The organism is Dactylosporangium sp. NPDC050588 (assembly GCF_040654975.1).
GTDB lineage: Bacteria > Actinomycetota > Actinomycetes > Mycobacteriales > Micromonosporaceae > Dactylosporangium > Dactylosporangium maewongense.
Window position 1 is genome coordinate 68153 of the sequence record NZ_JBFAJA010000038.1, and the last position, 19065, is coordinate 87217.

Below are 19065 nucleotides of genomic sequence, written 5' to 3' on the forward strand. Positions count from 1 at the left end.
CACAGCTCGGGAACCCCCAGCGTGACTGTCCGTCGCGATGTCACCGAATCGCTGCCGGAAAACTTGTTATGCCCATTCGCGCAATGGACCGCTCTGCGACGGGATCTTGACACCATCGCCTTCCGTCGCCACTGTGATGGGCCGATGCACGATCTGCGCATTCATGACAGCGATTGTGGGACCTGACATGCACGGCGGACCGGCGCCCCGGCTGCGGAAGCCGTCATCTGTACCGCCCCTGACCTTCCGGGGCGACTATGCGCCGCTGGTCATCGCCGCGCAGGCCGGCAGCAGGGACGCGCGTGACGAGTTGATCTCGGCGTGCCTGCCGCTGCTGTACAACATCGTCGGCCGGGCCGTGAGCAGCCCCGCCGACGTGGACGATGTCGTGCAGGAGACATTGTTGCTGGTGCTGCGAGACCTGCCGGGCCTGCGCAGTCCTGAGAGCTTCCGGCCGTGGCTGGCCGCCGTGGCGATGCATCAGATCGGCCGGCACAGGGACCGCTGGCAGTCCGCGGCAGCGCGGACCACTGCGATCGAGGAGGCGGCCGACGTCGCGGACAGCGCGGCGGACATCGAGCGCACGACAGTGCTGCACATGCAGCTCGCCGAGCAGCGACGCCGGTTGTCCGAGGCGAGCCGATGGCTGGATCCGGACGACCGGACACTGCTGTCGTTGTGGTGGCAGGAGACGGCGGAACTCATGAGCCGCGCCGAGGTGGCCGAAGCCATGGGGGTGAACGTCGCGCACGCCGGTGTCCGTCTGCAGCGGATGCGCGAGCAGCTGGAGCGGTGCCGGGGAATCGTCAGCGCCCTGTCCGCCGAGCCTCGCTGCGCCCGCCTGGACACCGTCGTGTCCGAATGGGACGGGCAGCCGTCGACCGTCTGGCGCAAACGGATCGCCCGGCACATCCGCGACTGCGCCGTCTGCACCGCGACCACGGCAGACCTGATCAGGATCGACAAGATCATCACGGCCCTCGCCGTGCTTCCCGTCCCGGCCACGCTCATCGCCGCTCTCATGGCCAAAGGCCTGCTTCCGGCGGCCGCCACGGGCGCGGCGGGCTCGTTCGCGCACGCCGCCTCCGGCGCCGCGCACTTCTCACTGACCGGCAAGGTCGCGGCTGCCGTAGCGGCACATCCCATCGTCTCCCTCGTCGCGGGCACGGTCATCGTGGCCGGTGTCGTCATCACGCCGATCGCGGTGTCCACGCCACCGGCGGAACCCGCGCCCACCCGCGTCGCGGTGCCACCGCCCACACCGCCGCGACCACCGGCCACCACCGGATCCACGACCAAAGGACCGGCACCGGTCACCCGCGAGCCCACCGCATCCTCGACACCGGGGCCAAGCCCTTCGGGAACCACGCCGATCACCGGGCGGACGTGGACGCTGACCGCGGAGCACAGCGGCAAGCTCATGGACGTCGAGGCGCATTCCGACACCGATCGGACCCCGGTCATTCAATGGCCCGGGACCGGCGCCGACAACCAGCGGTGGCAGGTCATCGACGCCGGCGGTGGCACCGTCACGATCAAAGCCGTCCACTCCGGCAAGTGCCTGGACGTCGCCGCCCGCTCCACCACCGCAGGGGCGTACCTGCAGCAGTACCGGTGCAACGACGACGACAACCAGCGATTCACCATCACACCGGTGCCTGTCGCGACGCCGGCACCGTCCCCGACGGCGACCGCGGGCGTCTACATCATCAGGAACGTCCTGAGTGGACTGTGCGTCGACGTCTTCGGCAACGCGGCGACCGACGGCACGCGGCTGGTCCAATGGACCTGTCAGGGCAGCACCAACCAGCAGTGGCGATTCACGCAGGTGTGATCGGCGTCCCGGCTCCTTCTACTTCCAGCGCTGGGGGTAGCCGGGCAGGTCGGTGCAGCCGCACATGGCGTAGTGCAGCGGCGGCATGTTGGCGTCGACGTACTTGTCGAGGTTGTCCTGCGTGATCGTCGGCTGCGGCAGCTTCCACGGGCTGGACACCTGCTCGCCGTTGAGAATCTTCAGTGCGGCGATGATCGGGGTGCGCCACTGGTAGGTCGGGTAGGTCGGCGCGATCGCGGTCAGCTTCTTGTCCTTCCACAGCTTCAGGAAGTCCAGCTGGTCCTCACCGTTGATCGGCGGGACGGGCTTACCGGCATCCTGGAACGCCTCGACCGCGGCGACAGCGGTCGCGCCGGCGTCCATCCAGATACCGTCGATCGTGCCGTACCGCTGAATGTAGTCGTTGACGATCTTCTTCGTCTTCGCCGGGTCACCATCGGTGAACTCCACACCGACCACGTTGACCTTCGCCTTGTCGAACTGCACCTTCGCCGCCGACCAGCGAGTCTCCAGGACATCGACACCAGGCAGGATCCGCAACGCGAGAACCTTACCGCCGGGCTTGACCTTCTCCGACAGGAACGACGCACCGACGTGACCGAACCCGTACCCGCCGATCGGGTTGATGAACGTGACCGGACACTTCGTGTCCACACCACGGTCGAACACGATGACCGGCAGACCCTTCGCGCACGCCGCCTCCACCGCCGGAGTCAGCGTCGCGGTGGTGTTCGGCGACACGATCAGCGCGTCACAGCCCTTGCCCAGCAGGTCGTTGATATCCGCGATCTGCTTGCTGTCCTTACCCTCCGCGTCGACGTGCACAAACTCCTTGATCAGGCTCTTCTGCTTCTCGACCTCGGCCTGCATCACCTTGAACCCGACCTGCCGCCACGGATTGTTCAACGCAGCATTGGAGAAGCACACCTTGTACGGGCCGGCCTTCTTGTACTTGGCCGTGTCGACCAGCTTCGGGTTCAGCACCTGCTCCCACGGCTTGTCAGCGGGGCCAGTCGCAGTGGCCTGCAACAACGACAACTCATTGTCATAGTCAGCCTGGACGAAGAACTTCGACTGCTCACCAGTCCCCGACCCGGCAGCCGCGGTCGACGACGCGGCGCCGGACGCGGACGTGGTGGGCTCATCGGTGGCACAACCGGTCAGAATCAGCAACGCAGCGCTCATCGCCGCGACGACGGACGTGGATCGTCTCACGTGTTCTCCAATGGAATGGGGTGCCTCGACAACACTTCGGAGCGTGAGCAGCGAGGTCGATGCCATGGCGATTTCTCCTAACGGTGTGTCACCTTCGGGCGCGACCGCGCCGGCGATCGCAACCCGAGCAGCACTCAAAGTAGGCACCAGACTTCACATCGCTAGATCTTCCGATGCCACACGCAGCACTTCTGCTGAGCGAGACAAAAGATCGTGTCCGCCACGTTAAAGGTCGGGGCGGCGGCTGGCAATGACGTAACACGATCAAGATGAAACAGCTACAAAACCGTGCCCCGGGCGCCGAAACGATCTGCGGAAAAAGCGTTATGAGCTGCCCACTTGTTGTCCGTATTGACTTCAAAAGGCTCGCCAGAGCAGGCTTGGCGCCGCGAGCCATGACAGAAGAGCCCCATCGATGTGACTCCTCGTCACGGCAGCTGACGCGTCTCCATCCAGTCGATGTCACTCTCCGTCGCGGCGGACGGCAGCCGACTCGACCGGATCACTCACACGTCACTCAACCCTGTCCACGGGTGGTGCTGTCGTGCGCCCATGGCCCGCATCGCGTTGTCCCGCCGAGAGGAAACGGCATGCGAAGAAGCACGTTGATCCTGGGCACCATCGTCGGCATGCTGCTGTCGATGGCGCTCGTCCAGCCCGCGTCGGCGGCGCCCGCCTTCCGCGCGCTGGTGTTCACCAAGACCGTCGGGTATCGACACGACTCGATCCCGGCCGGCATCCAGATGATCCAGCAGCAGGCCGCCGCCAACAACTTCGAGGCGGTGTTCAGCGAGGACTCCGCCGTCTTCACCCCGGCCAACCTCGCCACCTACGACGTCCTCGTCATGCTGCAGACGTCGGGCATGGTGTTCACGACCACGGCCCAGCGCTCGGCCGTCGAGGGCTACCTGGCCAGCGGCAAGGGCATCGTCGCCATCCACAACGCCACCGACATGGGCATCGACACCGAGTACCCGTGGTGGGACCAGACGGTCAACGCGGGCGCGCACATGCCCGAGCACTCCCCCGGCGTCCTGGCCGGCCAGGCCATCGTCGCCGACAAGTTCCACCCGTCCACGGCGGGCCTGCCGGACCGGTGGAACCGCAGCGAGGAGTGGTACAACTTCGACAAGAACCCGCGCGGCGACGTCCACGTGCTCGTCACCGCCGACGAGCGCACGTACAACCCGGGCTCCCGCGCCATGGGCAGCGACCACCCGATCTCCTGGTGCCGCAACACCTCCGGCGGCCGGGTGTGGACCACCGCCATGGGCCACGCCATCGAGTCCTACAGCGAGACGTTCTTCCGCAACCACGTCCTGGGCGGGATCCGGTGGGCGGCGGGCAACCTCGCGGGCGACTGCGGCGGCACCGTCTGGGGCAACTTCGAGAAGCGCACCCTCGACGACAACACCGCCGACCCGATGGCGCTCGCCGTCGCGCCCGACGGGCGGGTGCTCTACATCCAGCGCGCCGGGCAGGTGAAGATCTTCAAGCCCAGCACCAACAGCACCGTCACCGCCGGCACGCTGAGCGTCTACACCGGCGGCGAGGACGGCCTCACCGGCCTGGCGCTCGACCCGAACTTCGCCACCAACGGCTACGTGTACCTGTACCACTCGCCGGCCAGCAGCACCACGGACATCAACCGGGTCTCGCGGTACACGCTGAGCGGGGACACGCTGAACATGTCCAGCGGGGTCACGATCATCGACATCCCGGCCTACCGGGACCGCACGTTCCCCGAGCCCGGCCACACCGGCGGTTACATCGCCTTCGGCCCCGACGGGAACCTGTACATCGGTACCGGCGACGACACCCCGCCGAACCTGGACCCCAACTGGCAGGGCTACGCCCCGCTGGACTGGCGGTCCGGCAAGGCCAACCTGGACGCGGCCCGCACCGCCGGCAACACCAACGACCTGCGCGGCAAGCTGCTGCGCATCCGGCCCGCGGCGGCCGGCGGCTACACGATCCCGTCGGGCAACCTCTACCCGCAGGGCACCGCCCAGACCCGGGCCGAGGTCTACGCGATGGGCTTCCGCAACCCGTTCCGGTTCTCGATCGACCCGGCCAACGGCTGGGTCTACCTGGCCGACTACGGACCGGACCGCAACCCGCCCACCACCAACCGCGGCCCGGAAGGCCTGGTCGAGCTCAACGTCATCAAGGCGGCCGGCAACTACGGCTGGCCGTTCTGCCACGGTGACAACCAGCCCTACGCGCCGTACAACCCCGACACCGGCGTCGTCGGCGCCAAGTTCAACTGCGCCGCGCCGGTCAACAACTCGCCCAACAACACCGGCCTGGTCAACCTGAAGCCGATCGTCGCACCGAACATGTGGTACGGCTACCCGGCCTCGACCAACTTCCCGGAGCTCGGTGCCGGCGGCTCGGCGCCGATGGGCGGACCGGTCTACCGGTACAACGCCTCGAACCCGTCCACGACGAAGTTCCCGCAGTACTACGACGGCGTCCACTTCTTCTACGAGTGGGCCCGCAACTTCGTCAAGGAGGTCCACTTCGACGGCAACACGGCCGTCACCCGGACCAACACGTTCCTGCCCGGCGGCAACTTCAACAAGCCGATGGACATGGAGTTCGGCCCCGACGGCTCGCTGTACCTGCTCGAGTGGGGCTCCAACTTCGGCGGCGGCAACAACGACTCCGGCCTGTACCGCATCGACTACGTCCAAGGTGGACGGTCGCCGATCGCCAAGGCCTCCGCCAACGTGACCAACGGCAATGCCCCGCTGAGCGTGCAGTTCTCCAGCGCCGGCTCGATCGACCCCGACCCGGGCAACACGATCAGCTACCTGTGGACGTTCGGTGACGGCACCACGTCGACGGCGGCGAACCCCGCCAAGACGTACACCGCCAACGGCAACTACACCGCGCAGCTGAAGGTCACCGACAACACCGGCAAGACCGGCTTCGCCAACGTGCAGATCACCGTCGGCAACACCGCGCCGACCGTCACGGTCAGCACCCCGGTGAACGGCGGCATGCTCAACTTCGGCGACCAGGTGGCCTACACGGTGACCGTCACCGACCCCGGCGGCGCGGCGATCGACTGCTCCAAGGTGTACGTCAACCCGGCCCTCGGCCACGACGACCACCTGCACGAGACCACCGAGTACCCGGGCTGCTCCGGGACCATCTCCACCGACCTGCTCGGCGGGCACCCCGACGGCGCGAACCTGTTCTACGCCCTCATCGCCAAGTACACCGACAACGGCGGCGCGGGCGGCGCGGCCCCGCTGACCGGCTACGGCCAGGCCATCCTGCAACCGAAGCACAAGCAGGCGGAGTACTTCACCGCACAGTCCGGCATCCGGGTCATCGACCAGGCCGGCGCGGAGAGCACGAAGCGCATCGGCGACATTTCCAACAACGACTGGATTTCGTTCAACCCGATGAGCCTGCAGGGCATCACCAACGTCACCTACCGGGTCTCCTCGCCGACCGGCGGCGGCTCCATCGAGCTGCGCGCCGACTCGCCGACCGGCACCCTGCTGGCGACGACGACGGTCCCGAACACCACCGGGTGGGACAACTACCAGAACACCGCGACGGTCAACACCGCCGCGCTGTCCGGCACCCACACGCTCTACATGGTGTTCAAGAACAGCGCGAACAACGGCTTCGACCTCGACTCGTTCACCTTCGGCGGGGCCGGCGTGGGCACGCCCGGCACCGGCGGCGTGGCCGGGAAGACGTGGACGATGACGGCTCAGCACAGCGGCAAGAACGTCGACGTCAACGGCGTCTCCACCGCCGACGAGGCCCAGATCATCCAGTGGGCCCCGACCGGCGGCAACAACCAGAAGTGGCAGGCGGTCGACGCCGGTGGCGGCGCCGTCTACCTCAAGGCGGTGCACAGCGGCAAGTGCCTCGACGTGGTCGGGGGCTCCACCGCCGCGGGCGCCTTCCTGCAGCAGTTCACCTGCAACAACAGCAACAACCAGAAGTTCATCGTGACCCCGACCGGCACCTCCGGCGTGTACACGGTGAAGAACGTCCAAAGTGGACTCTGTGTGGACGTGAACGGCAACTCCGTCGACGACGGCGCCCGCCTGCTCCAGTGGACCTGCCACGGCGCAACCAACCAGCAGTGGAGGTTCACCCTGGCCTGACCCCTTCCGGTCCCGGCGCCGGCCCCCGCGATGACGCGGGGGCCGGCGTCGTGCCTTAACGGGGCATGAAAGAACCATGCAATTTATTGCGGTCGATGAAGTTGATGCGTACCGTGCGGGATCGGTAACCCACGGAAGGAGCTCAACTGTGTCGATGCGATGGTGTGCGGGCCGCCGGGCGCTGCTCGCCGGGGCGGGCGCCACGGCCCTGCTCGCGGCCTGCGGCTCCGAGCCTGCTTCCTCAGGGGCGGCGGCCGCCCCGGCAACGTCCGCCCCTCCCGCCGAGAGCACGGCGCCCGCGCCCGCGGCCAGCCTGGCGAGCACCGCCGAGATCCCGGTCGGCGGCGGGGAGGTCGTCGGCGACGTCCTGATCGTCCAGCCGGTCGCCGGCACGTTCAAGGCGTACAACGCGGCCTGCCCGCACAAGGGCGTGAAGGTCACGGCGCCGAAGGACGGCGTCGCCACCTGCCCCGCGCACAACTCGACGTTCGCGATCGCCGACGGCGCCCGGATGAGCGGGCCGGCGACCACCGGACTGAAGGAGATCGCCATCAAGGTCGACGCCGGCCGGATCACCCAGGCCTGACCGGCGGGACCCCAGTGATGTCGTTCTGGTCGTCGTCGGCGCCGGCCAGCACGGCAGTTACAGGTCCCGTTTCATGCCCTCGTGGCTGGCGACGAAGCCGAGCCGCTCGTAGAACCGGCGCGCGTCGGTGCGCCGCTTGTCGGTGGTCAGCTGCACCAGCGCACAGCCACGCTCACCGGCCCGCGTCACGACCCACGTCATGAGCTCCGCACCGAGCCCCTGCCCCCGCCGGTCGGCGCGGACCCGGACCGACTCGACGAGCGCCCGCTCCGCACCGTGCCTGCCCAGCCCCGGGATGTACGTCACCTGCAGCGCCGCCACGATCTCGCCGCCGTCGTCGGCGACGACCAGCTCGTTGCGCGGGTCGTCGGTCACGGCCGCGAACGCCCGCTCGTACACCTCGTCGACCGCCGCCGCCTCCCGGTCCTTGCCCAACACGTCGTCGCCCAGCAGCGCGACGATGGCGGGCAGGTCGTCGTGGACGGCTTCGCGGAACTGCACCCCGAAATCCTAGACGGGCGCCGGTACGATCCGTGCGGCAGAATCGGCAAGATCCTCCCTTCTCGCCCGCTGGAGCGGCCCCGTGTCTTCCCTCCTCGTCCGGGCGCGGGTCGCGACCGCCCTGCTGTTCCTGCTCTTCGGCGTCACGCTCGGCGTGTGGACGGTCCGCATCCCGGCGATCAAGCGGGACCTGGGGCTGGACGACGGGGCGCTGAGCGTGGCGCTGCTCGCGTTCGCCGCGGGGGCCATCACCGGCATGCAGGCCACGGGGCGGCTGGTGGACCGGTTCGGCAGCCGGCGGGTGATGCTGCCGGTCGCGGTCGCCGAGGGCCTGGTGCTCATCCTCCCCGCGTACGCGCCGGGGCTGGTGACCCTCGCCGCCGCGCTGTTCGTGTTCGGGGCGGTGCACGGCACGCTGAACATCGCCATGAACGCCAACGCGATCGACGTGCAACGGGCCTGGGGCACACCCATCATGTCCTCGTTCCACGCCGTGTACAGCATCGGCGGCTTCATCGGCGCGAGCGCCGGCGGGCTCTTCGCCCACGCCGGCGTCGGGCCGCGGACGACGTTCACCGCCGTCGCGGGCGTGACGGTGGCCCTCGCCGCCTGGTCCGCGTGGTGGGCGCTGCCCGACGGTTCTTGGACCTCGTCCCGCAGTTCGCCGGAAGAGGCTCGCGGGCCGGTCCGGGGCGTGCTGTTCCTCGGCGTCCTCGTCTGCTGCGCACTCGTCGGTGAGGGCGCCGCCGCCGACTGGAGCGCCGTCTACCTCCGCGACGACCTGCGCAGCTCGGCCGGGTTCGCGGCGGCCGCCTTCGCCGCGTTCTCCGTCGCGATGACGCTCACCCGCCTCGTCGGCGACCGGCTCACCGCCCGCTTCGGCCCCGTCACCGTGGTCCGCGCCAGCGGGCTGCTCGCGGCGGTCGGGCTCGGCGCGGCGCTGCTGATCGCCGAGCCGGTCGCGGGCGTCGCCGGGTTCGCCTGTCTGGGAGCGGGGATGGCGCTCATCGCGCCGCAGGTGTACTCGGCCGCGGGCGACCGCAACCCCGACGCCGCCGGCCGTGCCCTGGCCCGGGTCGTGGGCCTTGGCTACCTCGGCTTCCTGCTCGGCCCGGTGCTCATCGGCGCGGCCAGCACCGTCACGGGCCTGCCGGGCGCGCTCGCGATCCCGGTCGTGCTGTCGCTCTTCGTCGCCGCCACCGCGACCGCCCTCCGCCCCGCCTCCCGCTGACCTTCCTGGCGTCGTCTGGCATCGCATCCGCCCACGGCGGTGTCTGAGTGGGTGAGGCACTGCCACGACGGAGAGGAAACTGGATGAGCCCGGAGGACGAGCGGGAATTCCGCGAGTTCGTGGCCACCCGGTCGGCCGCGCTGCTGCGCACGGCGTACCTGCTGACCGGCGACACCCATCTCGCGCAGGACCTGCTGCAGACGGCCCTGCTGGGCACCGTCCGGCGGTGGGCCGCGATCCGCCGGCGGGAGCATCCCGAGGCGTATGTGCGCACGGCGATGTACCGCCATCAGATCAACCGCTGGCGGCTGCGCTCCCGGCGGCCCGAGACGCTGGTGCCGGCCACGCCGGACCGCGCCGCGGGCGACGACCACGCCGCCGAGACCGTGGTCCGGCACGGCGTCTTCGACGCGCTGCGCACGCTGCCGGCGCGGCAACGGGCGGTCGTGGTGCTGCGGTACTACGAGGACCGCTCCGAGGCCGAGGTCGCCCAGCTGCTCGACATCTCCCTCGGCACCGTGCGCAGCCAGGCGTCCAAGGCCCTGGCGAAGCTGCGGGCCGCATACCCCGACCTCGCGACCACCCCGATGGTGAGGACCGCGCCATGATGCACCTGCGAGACGTTCCGTTCCCCGCCGACCTCGTGCCGCCGCCGGGCCTGGCGGACACCGTCCTCGACACCGACCGCCGGCGCCGCCGCACCCGCACCGTGGCGATCGCGGCCGCCGTCGCGGTCACCGCTGCCCTGGCGGTCCCCGCGCTGCTGCCGCGCGGGCCGGGCACGCGGATGGACCCCGGCGCACCCGCGCCCGCCGCGCCCGGCGGCGGCCCTCAGGTGGCGCACGTCTACACCCGCGAGGAGCGCTCCAGCATCCTCGACCCGGCCCTCGGCAAGTACCGCGAGCTGCCGTTCACCGTGGTCCTGTCCCCTGACCTGACCCGCGCGGCGGTGAACGACAACGGCCGGCTGGGCCTCGCCGACCGGGCCGCGTTGCTGGACCGCGGCCGCGATGCCGTCGAATGGGTCGACGTCCCCGCCGGCAACGGCCCGTCGTGGTCGCCGGACGGCACCGCGGTGCTGTGGACCTCGATCGAGAAGGACCCAACGGTGCACTTCACCGCCCACCGCGTCGACGTGGCCGACCGGCACGTCACGAACACCCCGGTCCCGCTGGACCTCCTCGGCGCGACGGTCGGCTGGGCCGCCGACTCGCGGCGCTACCTGGTCCTCGTGCGCGGCACGCAGACCGACAACACGGTCGAGCCGGGCCCGCTGCAGTACCTGTCGCCCGACGGCACCCCCGGCGCGCGCCTCGACGGCAACGGCGGGTCGGTCGAGGGCGCCACGTGCTATTCGCCGTCTCGCCGGTACGTGCTGACGGACGCCTCGACCATCATGTCGGCGCAGCCCCACGCGTCGCCGGTGTACGACGCGACGTCCGGGAAGGTCGTCGCGACCGTGCCGGCCCGCTCGACGCCCGTCGGCTGGTACGACGAGACCACCGTCGCCGTGCTCGGCCGCGGGGCGGACCGCAACGCCGTCATCGAACTGCTGGACATCACCACCGGCGCGGTCAGCCGCAGCGTGCGCCTGCCCGGCTCCGCCGACGTGACCGCCGTGCAGCTCGGCCCGTCGGCCGGCCTCACCGGCGCGGCGGCCGAACTCAGTTTCTGACGCCGCCGCGGGCCGGCCCGTGCTGCGGGCCGGCCCGTCCCGGACGGGGCGGACGTCATTGGACCCGGTAGCCGCCCGTGGTGGCGGCCGACTCGTTGAAGCCGGCGAACTCCTCGACCCAGTCACGCAGCTGCGTCGGCTGCTCGGAGTAGAAGAGGGCCATGTCGCCGATCAGGTCGGCGTCGAGGGCGGCCCGCAGCCGGCCGGCGATGAACGCGCACTGGCCCGGGGTCACCTGCCAGCCGCCCGGGGAGCTGAAGTGCGCGACCGGCAGCGACTCGGGCGACGGCGCGAACCGCTCGTTGCCGAACAACCGCTCCTGACCGCCGCCGGCGATCGCACCGGCTTCCAGCATGACCAGCCGGACAGATTCCATCTGCCAGTCGTCGAGCGCATAGCCGCCGAAGTCGTAGCCCACCACGCCACCCTAGTGGCACCTCGAGTCGGCGGGACGGCGAAGACGATGCTTCGAATTCCCGAGCGATGACGGTCGCCCGGCTAATCGATCGGGAGTCGGTGCGGCTGTCGGTCCTGCTGGCGGGCCAAGAGGTGGGCGGAGGTTGCCAGGACGAAGACGGCCAGCGTCAGGAAGCTCACGAACCGCACGGTCCACAGTGGACCATGTGCACTCCCGGCGAGCGGGTAGGCGGCGCCGGTGGTCAGTAGCGCGGCGGCGAGCCAGCCGAGGGCGGTGGTGGCCAGCGGGGCGCGGGCGTGGCGCAGCAGGGTCGCGGCGGCGGCGGCGAACACCGCCGCGGGGAGGCCGATGAGGGCGATGCCGGCGCTGTTGGCGTACAGGAGGGCGGTGTGTGACTTTGCGCGATAGTTGGCGGCGATTTTGCACGCTAGTTGGCGGAGATCTGTTGGTTGTCGATCGTGGTGGCGAGCTCGTTGAGGTGTGGCAGGAGGGCGGCGCGGAGTTCCCAGTAGTGGCTTCGGCCGCCGGGTAGGCCACGCGGTGACCGGGGTGCGGGCGGCGATCAGCTGCAGCAGTACTGGCAGCAGCTCAAGGTCGTCGCGGGGTTTCAACCCGCACCGGGCTGCCTCGCGCAGCAGGTCCTGGACCCGGGCGTCGGAGAACGCCGGGACCTCGCCGTCGGGTGGCAACCCGGTCCACCGCAGTCGATGCCACGTCATCGCGCTGGGACCGAACTGGCCGGGCTGGCCAGTTGGGTCGGACCGGTCGGTGGGTGCGGGGCCAGCGAAGTAGACGTGCCGGCAGTCGCGGGGGTCGCGGTGGATCGCCCAGGTGCCGCGGTGGCGGCCGCCGCGGCTGGACAGCGTCCCGCGGAAACCGTCGAGGCCGGGCCCGTCGTACCAGAGGCCGCGTATCTTCACGCCGCGCCGGCCGTGGATCTTCACATAGTGGACGGGCAGCAGCTGGTAGTACAACTGCGGGTCCGGGACCTGCAGCGCGAACCCGTGCTGGGCGAGGGACGCAGCGAACAGGGTGTTCGGGCTGTGCCTGCCGCCGGGGTCCCAGGCCGGGGCGTGCTCGCCGAGCTCGCGGCGCTGCCACACCCCGACGATCCACGTCGCGAGCAGGTGCTCCATCTCGTCCATCGTGTAGACGGCGTCGGCCTGCGGGTCGGCGCCGCGGTCGGCGACGTCGACGCCGGTGTAGCCGAGCAGCAGCTCCAGCAGCAGGCTGCGGATCGCGCCGAACGCCCGCTCGACGGTCTGCTTGTCGGTCGGGCGCAGCACCCGGGCGGGCAGGATGTTGCAGCCCAGCACCCGCTGCACCTCGACCAGATGAAGGTTCTTGTAGACCGCGCCGTGGTCGGTCGTCACCGTCTCCGGCGCGAAGAACGGCATGCCGGCCACCGGATACCCGGCCAGCTGCTCCACGACCTCCGCCGGGATCCCCGGGTAGGCCCAGCCGAGCTCCGGGCCCCAGACGGGACGCATCGGGGTCGGGGTCATCACCTCCTGCAGCAGCATCGCCACGTCCATGCCGGTGTCGCTGACCAGCGTGAGCCGGAACCCGACCAACGACCGGGTGTAGACGTCCATGGCGAGGGTCAGGTGCACCGATACCGGATCACCGAACACGCCGTCACGGACCTGCACCGGCAGCACCGTCGTATCGAGGGCCACCACCTGGCCCGGCCGGTGCATCACCACCCGCGCCACAGCAGGGTCGGTGACGGCGGCGGAGCGGACATACCGCTGCCGGGCGCGGCCGGCACCGAACCAGTCGAACCACACCTGCCGCAACGTCGTGTGATGCGGCACCGCAACGTCCGGACCGAACCGTTCCGTTACGTAGTGGCGGATCAGCCGCTCCCGCGTCGTCATCGAGATCCGGGACCGGTGCACGGTCTCGGCGTGCACCGCCCGGATCGCCTCCGCCACCCGCTCGTCGACGCTCGGGTGCCCGCCACTGACCCGGACCAGCCGCCGGTCGATCAACCCCGCGGTCCCGTCCCGGCGCCACGCCGCCGCCATCCGCTCCAGCGTCCGCTCGCTGACCTGCCCCAACCCGAGCAGCGCGACCTGCGCACCGAGCGCCCGCAGCTCCGCGACCTTTGCACGGCGCCGTTCGCCCAGCGTCGTGGCCGCCGGGTCATAGCCCGGCCGAGGCTCGCCCGGCCCAGCAACCAGCGAATTCCCGGCCCTGAAGCCGGTCTCGACCTCCAGCAGATGCGCCTCGCGCAGCCGCACCAGCTCCCGCTGCGCCGGGTCCAGATCCGCCAGGCTCACCGGCTGACGACCTGCCGCGCCCACCTGGCTCACCCGGTCGCCACAACAGGGCCGGTGGGCGCCGCGACCCGAACGAGTGTCGCATCGCCGAGTGGCCGGCTCAGATCGCACTCCAACCACCGGCGCCACAACAGATGCAGCACATGCGCACGGCCGATCGCCGGGACCGACGTCGCCGCCGCCAGCGCACCGAACGGCATCGACCCGCCCGCGGCGGCGGCGAGCAGCTGCGCCTGCACGCCGAGCGGATCGGCCAGCGGCCGCCGCTGCGCTGAGAACCCCTCCACCCCGGCCAGTACGTTCGGCCGCCAGCCGGTCACCACCGCATACCGCCACCCGACCTCAGCCGCGACCCGCGCCGCCGCCGCGAAACCGGCCAGATCCTTCTCCCGCACCCGGTCCGCAGGGCGCACGTCGAACAACCACACCCCCTGCCGGGTCACCGCGAGCACGTCCGGCACATGATCCCGGCGCTGCCCGCCCACGGTGAACCGCAGCCGGAACGGCAGAGCCCCGTAGCCAGCCCACGCTCACCGCCGACCCGCTGCGCTGATCAGCCGCCCCAGCCGGGCCACACCGCATGATGTCCGAGCGTCTGCCGCCCCGACGCTCGACTTCAGACGTGCCCCGCGGCGGACTCCAGCGGTCAGCCAGCGGTCAGGCAAAACGGGTGACCGGCCGGGTCCAGCAGCACCTGCCACCGGTCGCCGCCCGGCTGGTGGTCCGGCCTGACTGCGCCAAGCCTCAGAGCCAGTTTCTCCGCGGCGCCGAGGTCCTCCACCCGGAGGTCCAGGTGGAACTGCTGCGGCACCTCCTGACCGGGCCACTGCGGAGCCCGGTATCCGTGAACCCGCTGGAAGCCCAGGTCGTAGCCCGAACCGGCGGTCAGGGCGACGAACTCGTCGGCGTCGTAGCTCAACTCCATGCCTGTCAGCTCTTGGTAGAACCGAGCCAGAGCCCGGGGATCGGCGCAGTCCATAGTCACACCTCGCACCGTGGCGATCGGCATCGTCACACTCCGTCTCATTCAGGTCCGCGGGCCACACGGTGGCCGCAGGTAGTGATCCAACCGAACTGTCGTGGCCCGGCTCCGCTCGTCACCGGTCACGCCGCCGGAGTCGGGCGCCGGTGGACCAGCGCCAGCACGACGGCCGTGGCTGTGAAGGCGCTGGCGACCCAAAACGCTCGCGACATCCCGTCGATCGGCACGATCGCCGGCGTCGCGACGGTGACCAGCACGGCCAGCCCGAGTGCACCGCCCACCTGCTGCATCGCGTTGAGCAGGCTGGACGCCGCGCCGGACTCGGCCGGCTCGACCCCGGAAAGGATCGACATGGTCAGCGGCGTGAAGACGAGTCCCGCGCCAGCACCGAAGAGCAGTACCGGGCCGAGGATGCCTTCGGCGTATCCGGAGTCCGACGAGATCTGCGCGAGCCAGACCATGCCAGCGGTGACCACTACACCGCCCGCGGCCGCCAGCCTCGGAACACCGACACGGGGCAGGAGCCTGACCGCAACCGCGGATGAGGCGAGAAGCAGGATCGTCATCGGCAGGAATGCCAACCCGGTCCGCAGTGCGCCGTAGCCATGCGTCTGCTGCAGGAACTGGGTCAGGAAGAAGAACATGCCGAACATGGCCGCCGGGAAGAGCACCAGCGTCAGGAACGCGCTGGCGCGCGCCTTATCGGCGAACAGCCGCAGCGGGACGATCGGCTGCTGGACGCGGACCTCCGCAACGAGAAACAGCCCGAGCAGCGCGACCGCGCCCGCCAGAGCGGTCACGACGACCGGATCACCCCAGCCGTCGATGGCGGCACGGGTCAGCCCGTAGACCAGGGCGATCATGCCGGCGGTCGAGGCGAGCGCGCCCGCGATGTCGAAGTGACCGCTCCGGCGCGGCGTTTCCTGGACGACCATCGGTGCAATGACCACCACCGCGACCGCGATCGGCACGTTGATGAGAAGAATCCACCGCCACGATGCCCAGTCGCTCAGCACACCGCCGAGAATCAGCCCCAGCGCCGCCCCTGACGCGGCCACCGCCGTGTAGACCCCGACCGCCCGGGTACGGGCGGGGCCCTCCCCGAAGTTCGCCGGGATGAGGGCGAGCGCGCTGGGCGCGGCGAGCGCGGCGCCGACACCCTGCACCGTACGGGCGGCCAGCAGGGACCAGTCCGCGGTGGCGATGCCGCCAACGAGTGAGGCGAGGCCGAAGACGGCGATGCCGGTGACGAAGACTCGGCGCTGGCCGAGGATGTCGCCGGCCCGCCCGCCCAGGAGCAGCAGACCACCGAAGGCCAGCGTGTACGAGTTCACCACCCACGACAGGCCGCTTGCCGTGAAGCCGACGTCGGCCTGGATCTTCGGGAGCGCCACGTACACGACGGTGCTGTCCAGCACCATCATCAACTGGCAGGCGGCGATGATCGCCAGGACGGCACCGCGCCGGGATGCGGATGCGCCCGGCACCGGTGCCGCGCCGTCAGGCACGGTGGCCCTGCTCGACATGGCAGTCCCTTCACGGTCAGCTAAGCTGAGGCTGCCTCGACAATATATTGAGGCTACCTCGACTTAGCAAGAGGGTTACCGTGAACGCTGCGAACACGCCCCAACGCCGGATGCGTGCCGACGCCCGCCGCAACTACGAACGGCTGCTCGCCGAAGCGGAGGTCGCCTTCCGGGAACGGGGCACGGAGGCATCGCTGGAGGAGATCGCGCGACGCGCCGGGGTGTCGATCGGCACACTGTATGGGCACTTTCCAACCCGGCAGGCGCTGCTCGAAGCGACGCTCCACGAGAGCATCGACCGGCTCGTCGCCACCGCCGAGGAGCTGCTCACGCACCCGTCACCCGGCGAGGCACTTGCCCGGTGGGCCCGCGCGACCGCGGCGCACATGTCCGCCTATCGAGGACTGGCCACCTCACTACTGAACTCCTTAAAGGACGAGAACAATCCGCTGTACCGGGCGTGCCAGCAGATGACCGCCGCCGGTGAGCGGTTGCTCGATCGAGCGCGCCGTGTAGGTCTCGTGCGTACCGAGGCCAGCGCCGCGGATATGTTCGCGCTCATCAACGCGGCTGCCTGGGCCCGCGAGCAGGTCCCCGACGAGCAGGGCGACCGTCTGCTGGCGTTCATGATTGACGGACTGCGCCCAGTGCCAGCCGAGATTCGCAGTCCCGCCGCCCCCGGTCCGTGAGGTCAGGGGCAGCCCTCTAACCTCCGCCAACTAGCGTGCAAAGGGCCGCCATCTATCGCGCAAAGTCACACGGTGACCGTCGAATCGTCGAGGCGGGCGTCGCCGTGGGCCATCGCGACCGCGTCCAGGAACGAGGTGGCCGTGCCGCCGACCGTGACGAGGGCGGCGACGGCGCCGGTGGTGACGTATGAGCACAGTGGACGGTCGGGCAGGTGCAGGGCGCGGGGCAGGAGGGCGCCGCACGGCAGGAGGAGCAGCATGAAGGCGCAGCCCGCGACGTAGTCGCCGGCCAGGTAGCGGGTGCCGTGGGCGTGGAAGAAGGCGCGGACCTCGGCGACGGTGGCGCCGGCCGGGGGTGGCTCGCCCTGCAGGACGGCGGCGCCGAGCAGGAACAGGACGAACCAGCCGATGCCGAGCAGACCGACCCAGCGGCCGTTGTTGAGCAGGCCGGCCCAGCGGCCGTTGGCGAGACGATGCATGCGACCCATGCTGGAGGCCGGGACCGTCGGGCGCGTCGTGCCGTGGTCCACACCGGACGGTCGTGCGCTGGTCGTACACCTGCCGCCGCCGACTCAATCGCGCGGTGGACGCGGCCGGTGACGGCTGCGACCGTGGTGGCAGCGGGTGGACGGTCCATGAGCACGACGTGCGGCACCAGCTCGGTGGCCTTCTCGACCGCGACCCGGCCGTCGCCCGCCTCCGCGACGACGTCGATGCCCCCGCCGTCCTGCAGCAGCGCCCGGAGCCCGGCCCGCATCAACGCCTGATCGTCGGCGAGCACCACCCTGATCACGCGGTCCCCCGAACAGACCGGCGTCTCAAGGCGGGACGGGAGCCGTGCCCATGTACAGCGCTTCGCCGTCCGGCCCGGGTCATGACGGCGTCCGGTACGGCAGCTCGGCGTACACGCGGAAACCACCGCTCGGCGTCGGGCCGGACTCGAACGTGCCGGCGAGGCCCACGGCGCGCTCGCGCATGCCGGTGATGCCGTCGCCGTCGGGGTTGGGCAGGGTGGCGGCGGGCCGTGGTCGTGGACGGTGACCGTCACGGCGTCGGCGGTGAACGCGATCCGCAGCGTCGCGGCGCCGGCGGCGCTGTGCCGGCGGACGTTGGTCACGGCCTCCTGGACGATGCGGAACGCCGCCAGGTCCACCGCCGTCGCCAGGTGCCGCGGCTCGCCCTCGACGGTCTTCGTGACGCGCAGGCCCGCCTCGCCGGAGCGGGCCAGCAGCTCGTCGACCTGGGAGAGGCCGGCGCCCGGCCGGCGCGGCGCGTCGGTGTCGCGGCGCAGGACGGCGAGGGCGGCCCGCAGGTCGTCGAGGGTCTCCCGGCTGACCTCCTTGATCGCCGTGACCGACGCCCGCGCCTGTTCGGGGTCGCGGTCGAAGAGCCGCAGCGCCACGTTGGCCTGCATGTTGACCAGCGACACGTGGTGGGCGAGGACGTCGTGCAGGTCCCGCGCCACCCGCAGCCGCTCGTCGCTGACCCGCCGCCGCTGCTCGGCGACCCTGGCCCGCTCGGCGTCGGCCCGGCGCTCCCCCGCGACCCGGACGGCCTCGCCGACGGCGAGCACGAGTCCCAGCACGGCGGCGATCGCCACGACCGCGACCGGCCCCGGCGCGGCCTGCCGCCCGACGGCGGCGCTCACCAGCAGATACGTGGGTAACCCGGCCGCCGTCACCACCCACGCCGCGCGCCGCCGGCCGGTCGCGACGGCGACGACCATCGCGACCGCGAGGCTCAGCGCGGCCGGCCCGAAGCGGTAGCCGAGCGTGTAGTAGGCGGCGGTGGCCGCGAAGTTGCCGGCGAGGACGAGGACCGGCGCGGTGCCACAGCCACAGCAGCGCCGGCCCTACCGCGAGCAGCGCGATCGCGAGTGCGTCGACGGGCCGCCGCTCGGTGACCCGCTGTGCCGCCGCGACGGTCGTGGCGATCTGCAGGGCCCCGACCAGCACGGGCATCCTCGGCCGCCGGCACCACCGCTCCC

General features: G+C 70.8%; 16 protein-coding genes and 1 pseudogene. 8 read left to right on the forward strand and 9 right to left on the reverse strand.

What is annotated here, in order from left to right:
* Nucleotides 1–163: 163 nt before the first annotated feature.
* Nucleotides 164–1834, forward strand: a complete 1671-nt coding sequence (locus AB0I21_RS26155; protein WP_360564936.1) for a sigma-70 family RNA polymerase sigma factor — start codon at nucleotides 164–166, stop codon at nucleotides 1832–1834.
* An 18-nt stretch (nucleotides 1835–1852) separates the two neighbouring features.
* Here AB0I21_RS26155 and AB0I21_RS26160 read toward each other — a convergent pair whose 3' ends face one another.
* The gene (locus AB0I21_RS26160) at nucleotides 1853–3115 is read right to left on the reverse strand and encodes an ABC transporter substrate-binding protein (protein WP_360564938.1); all 1263 of its coding nucleotides are present in this window, start codon (nucleotides 3113–3115) and stop codon (nucleotides 1853–1855) included.
* Between the two features lie 524 nt (nucleotides 3116–3639).
* On the opposite strand from AB0I21_RS26160, the gene AB0I21_RS26165 reads away from it, so the two are divergent.
* Together AB0I21_RS26165 and AB0I21_RS26170 are read left to right on the forward strand one after the other, a co-directional pair.
* The gene (locus AB0I21_RS26165) at nucleotides 3640–7185 is read left to right on the forward strand and encodes a ThuA domain-containing protein (protein ID WP_360564940.1); all 3546 of its coding nucleotides are present in this window, start codon (nucleotides 3640–3642) and stop codon (nucleotides 7183–7185) included.
* A gap of 154 nt (nucleotides 7186–7339) precedes the next feature.
* A complete protein-coding gene (locus AB0I21_RS26170; RefSeq protein ID WP_344509748.1) occupies nucleotides 7340–7771 on the forward strand; it encodes a Rieske (2Fe-2S) protein in 432 nt (143 codons plus the stop codon).
* Nucleotides 7772–7828: 57 nt separating this feature from the next.
* Here AB0I21_RS26170 and AB0I21_RS26175 read toward each other — a convergent pair whose 3' ends face one another.
* The gene (locus tag AB0I21_RS26175; RefSeq protein ID WP_360564941.1) at nucleotides 7829–8272 is read right to left on the reverse strand and encodes a GNAT family N-acetyltransferase; all 444 of its coding nucleotides are present in this window, start codon (nucleotides 8270–8272) and stop codon (nucleotides 7829–7831) included.
* 82 nt (nucleotides 8273–8354) lie between these two features.
* On the opposite strand from AB0I21_RS26175, the gene AB0I21_RS26180 reads away from it, so the two are divergent.
* The 3 genes from AB0I21_RS26180 to AB0I21_RS26190 all read left to right on the forward strand — a co-directional run bounded on the left by AB0I21_RS26180 (nucleotide 8355) and on the right by AB0I21_RS26190 (nucleotide 11178).
* A complete protein-coding gene (locus tag AB0I21_RS26180; RefSeq protein ID WP_360564943.1) occupies nucleotides 8355–9503 on the forward strand; it encodes an MFS transporter in 1149 nt (382 codons plus the stop codon).
* Nucleotides 9504–9586: 83 nt separating this feature from the next.
* Complete coding sequence (locus AB0I21_RS26185; protein ID WP_344509406.1) at nucleotides 9587–10111, forward strand: SigE family RNA polymerase sigma factor; 525 nt, start codon at nucleotides 9587–9589, stop codon at nucleotides 10109–10111.
* Complete coding sequence (locus AB0I21_RS26190; protein ID WP_360564945.1) at nucleotides 10108–11178, forward strand: hypothetical protein; 1071 nt, start codon at nucleotides 10108–10110, stop codon at nucleotides 11176–11178. The genes AB0I21_RS26185 and AB0I21_RS26190 overlap by 4 nt, the downstream gene beginning before the upstream one ends.
* A 55-nt stretch (nucleotides 11179–11233) precedes the next feature.
* Here the strand turns inward: AB0I21_RS26190 and AB0I21_RS26195 are convergent, their stop codons facing one another.
* From AB0I21_RS26195 to AB0I21_RS26215, 5 genes are all read right to left on the reverse strand, one after another.
* Nucleotides 11234–11596: a hypothetical protein gene (locus tag AB0I21_RS26195; RefSeq protein WP_360564947.1), complete on the reverse strand. Its 363-nt coding sequence runs from the start codon at nucleotides 11594–11596 to the stop codon at nucleotides 11234–11236.
* An 80-nt stretch (nucleotides 11597–11676) separates the two neighbouring features.
* On the reverse strand, nucleotides 11677–13881 hold the full coding sequence (locus AB0I21_RS26200; protein WP_360564949.1) for a hypothetical protein: 2205 nt from the start codon (nucleotides 13879–13881) through the stop codon (nucleotides 11677–11679).
* Between the two features lie 29 nt (nucleotides 13882–13910).
* Complete coding sequence (locus tag AB0I21_RS26205) at nucleotides 13911–14333, reverse strand: hypothetical protein (protein ID WP_360564951.1); 423 nt, start codon at nucleotides 14331–14333, stop codon at nucleotides 13911–13913.
* A gap of 194 nt (nucleotides 14334–14527) precedes the next feature.
* Nucleotides 14528–14890: a VOC family protein gene (locus AB0I21_RS26210; RefSeq protein ID WP_360565003.1), complete on the reverse strand. Its 363-nt coding sequence runs from the start codon at nucleotides 14888–14890 to the stop codon at nucleotides 14528–14530.
* Nucleotides 14891–14985: 95 nt separating this feature from the next.
* Nucleotides 14986–16371 carry an MFS transporter gene (locus tag AB0I21_RS26215; protein ID WP_360564953.1) on the reverse strand — a complete coding sequence of 462 codons (1386 nt, stop codon included), beginning with the start codon at nucleotides 16369–16371 and terminating at the stop codon, nucleotides 14986–14988.
* Nucleotides 16372–16469: 98 nt separating this feature from the next.
* Between AB0I21_RS26215 and AB0I21_RS26220 the strand changes: the two genes are divergently transcribed.
* Nucleotides 16470–17078, forward strand: coding sequence for a helix-turn-helix domain-containing protein (locus AB0I21_RS26220; RefSeq protein ID WP_360564955.1), 609 nt, complete (start codon nucleotides 16470–16472; stop codon nucleotides 17076–17078).
* 65 nt (nucleotides 17079–17143) lie between these two features.
* Here AB0I21_RS26220 and AB0I21_RS26225 read toward each other — a convergent pair whose 3' ends face one another.
* Nucleotides 17144–17557 (reverse strand): hypothetical protein, encoded by a 414-nt coding sequence (locus AB0I21_RS26225; protein ID WP_360565005.1) that lies wholly within the window; start codon nucleotides 17555–17557, stop codon nucleotides 17144–17146.
* Between the two features lie 156 nt (nucleotides 17558–17713).
* Here AB0I21_RS26225 and AB0I21_RS26230 point away from each other — a divergent pair, with 156 nt between their 5' ends.
* Complete coding sequence (locus tag AB0I21_RS26230; protein WP_360565007.1) at nucleotides 17714–17845, forward strand: hypothetical protein; 132 nt, start codon at nucleotides 17714–17716, stop codon at nucleotides 17843–17845.
* A 572-nt stretch (nucleotides 17846–18417) separates the two neighbouring features.
* Here the strand turns inward: AB0I21_RS26230 and AB0I21_RS26235 are convergent.
* Nucleotides 18418–18804, reverse strand: a pseudogene (locus AB0I21_RS26235) (histidine kinase dimerization/phosphoacceptor domain-containing protein); the annotation flags it as partial.
* Nucleotides 18805–19065: the final 261 nt, after the last annotated feature.

Coding starts and splice junctions, on each gene's coding strand:
- AB0I21_RS26155 (WP_360564936.1), top strand. CDS start 164: ATGACAGCGATTGTGGGACCTGACATGCACGGCGGACCGGCGCCCCGG.
- AB0I21_RS26160 (WP_360564938.1), bottom strand. CDS start 3,115: ATGGCATCGACCTCGCTGCTCACGCTCCGAAGTGTTGTCGAGGCACCC.
- AB0I21_RS26165 (WP_360564940.1), top strand. CDS start 3,640: ATGCGAAGAAGCACGTTGATCCTGGGCACCATCGTCGGCATGCTGCTG.
- AB0I21_RS26170 (WP_344509748.1), top strand. CDS start 7,340: ATGCGATGGTGTGCGGGCCGCCGGGCGCTGCTCGCCGGGGCGGGCGCC.
- AB0I21_RS26185 (WP_344509406.1), top strand. CDS start 9,587: ATGAGCCCGGAGGACGAGCGGGAATTCCGCGAGTTCGTGGCCACCCGG.
- AB0I21_RS26190 (WP_360564945.1), top strand. CDS start 10,108: ATGATGCACCTGCGAGACGTTCCGTTCCCCGCCGACCTCGTGCCGCCG.
- AB0I21_RS26210 (WP_360565003.1), bottom strand. CDS start 14,890: ATGCCGATCGCCACGGTGCGAGGTGTGACTATGGACTGCGCCGATCCC.
- AB0I21_RS26225 (WP_360565005.1), bottom strand. CDS start 17,557: ATGCATCGTCTCGCCAACGGCCGCTGGGCCGGCCTGCTCAACAACGGC.
- AB0I21_RS26230 (WP_360565007.1), top strand. CDS start 17,714: ATGAGCACGACGTGCGGCACCAGCTCGGTGGCCTTCTCGACCGCGACC.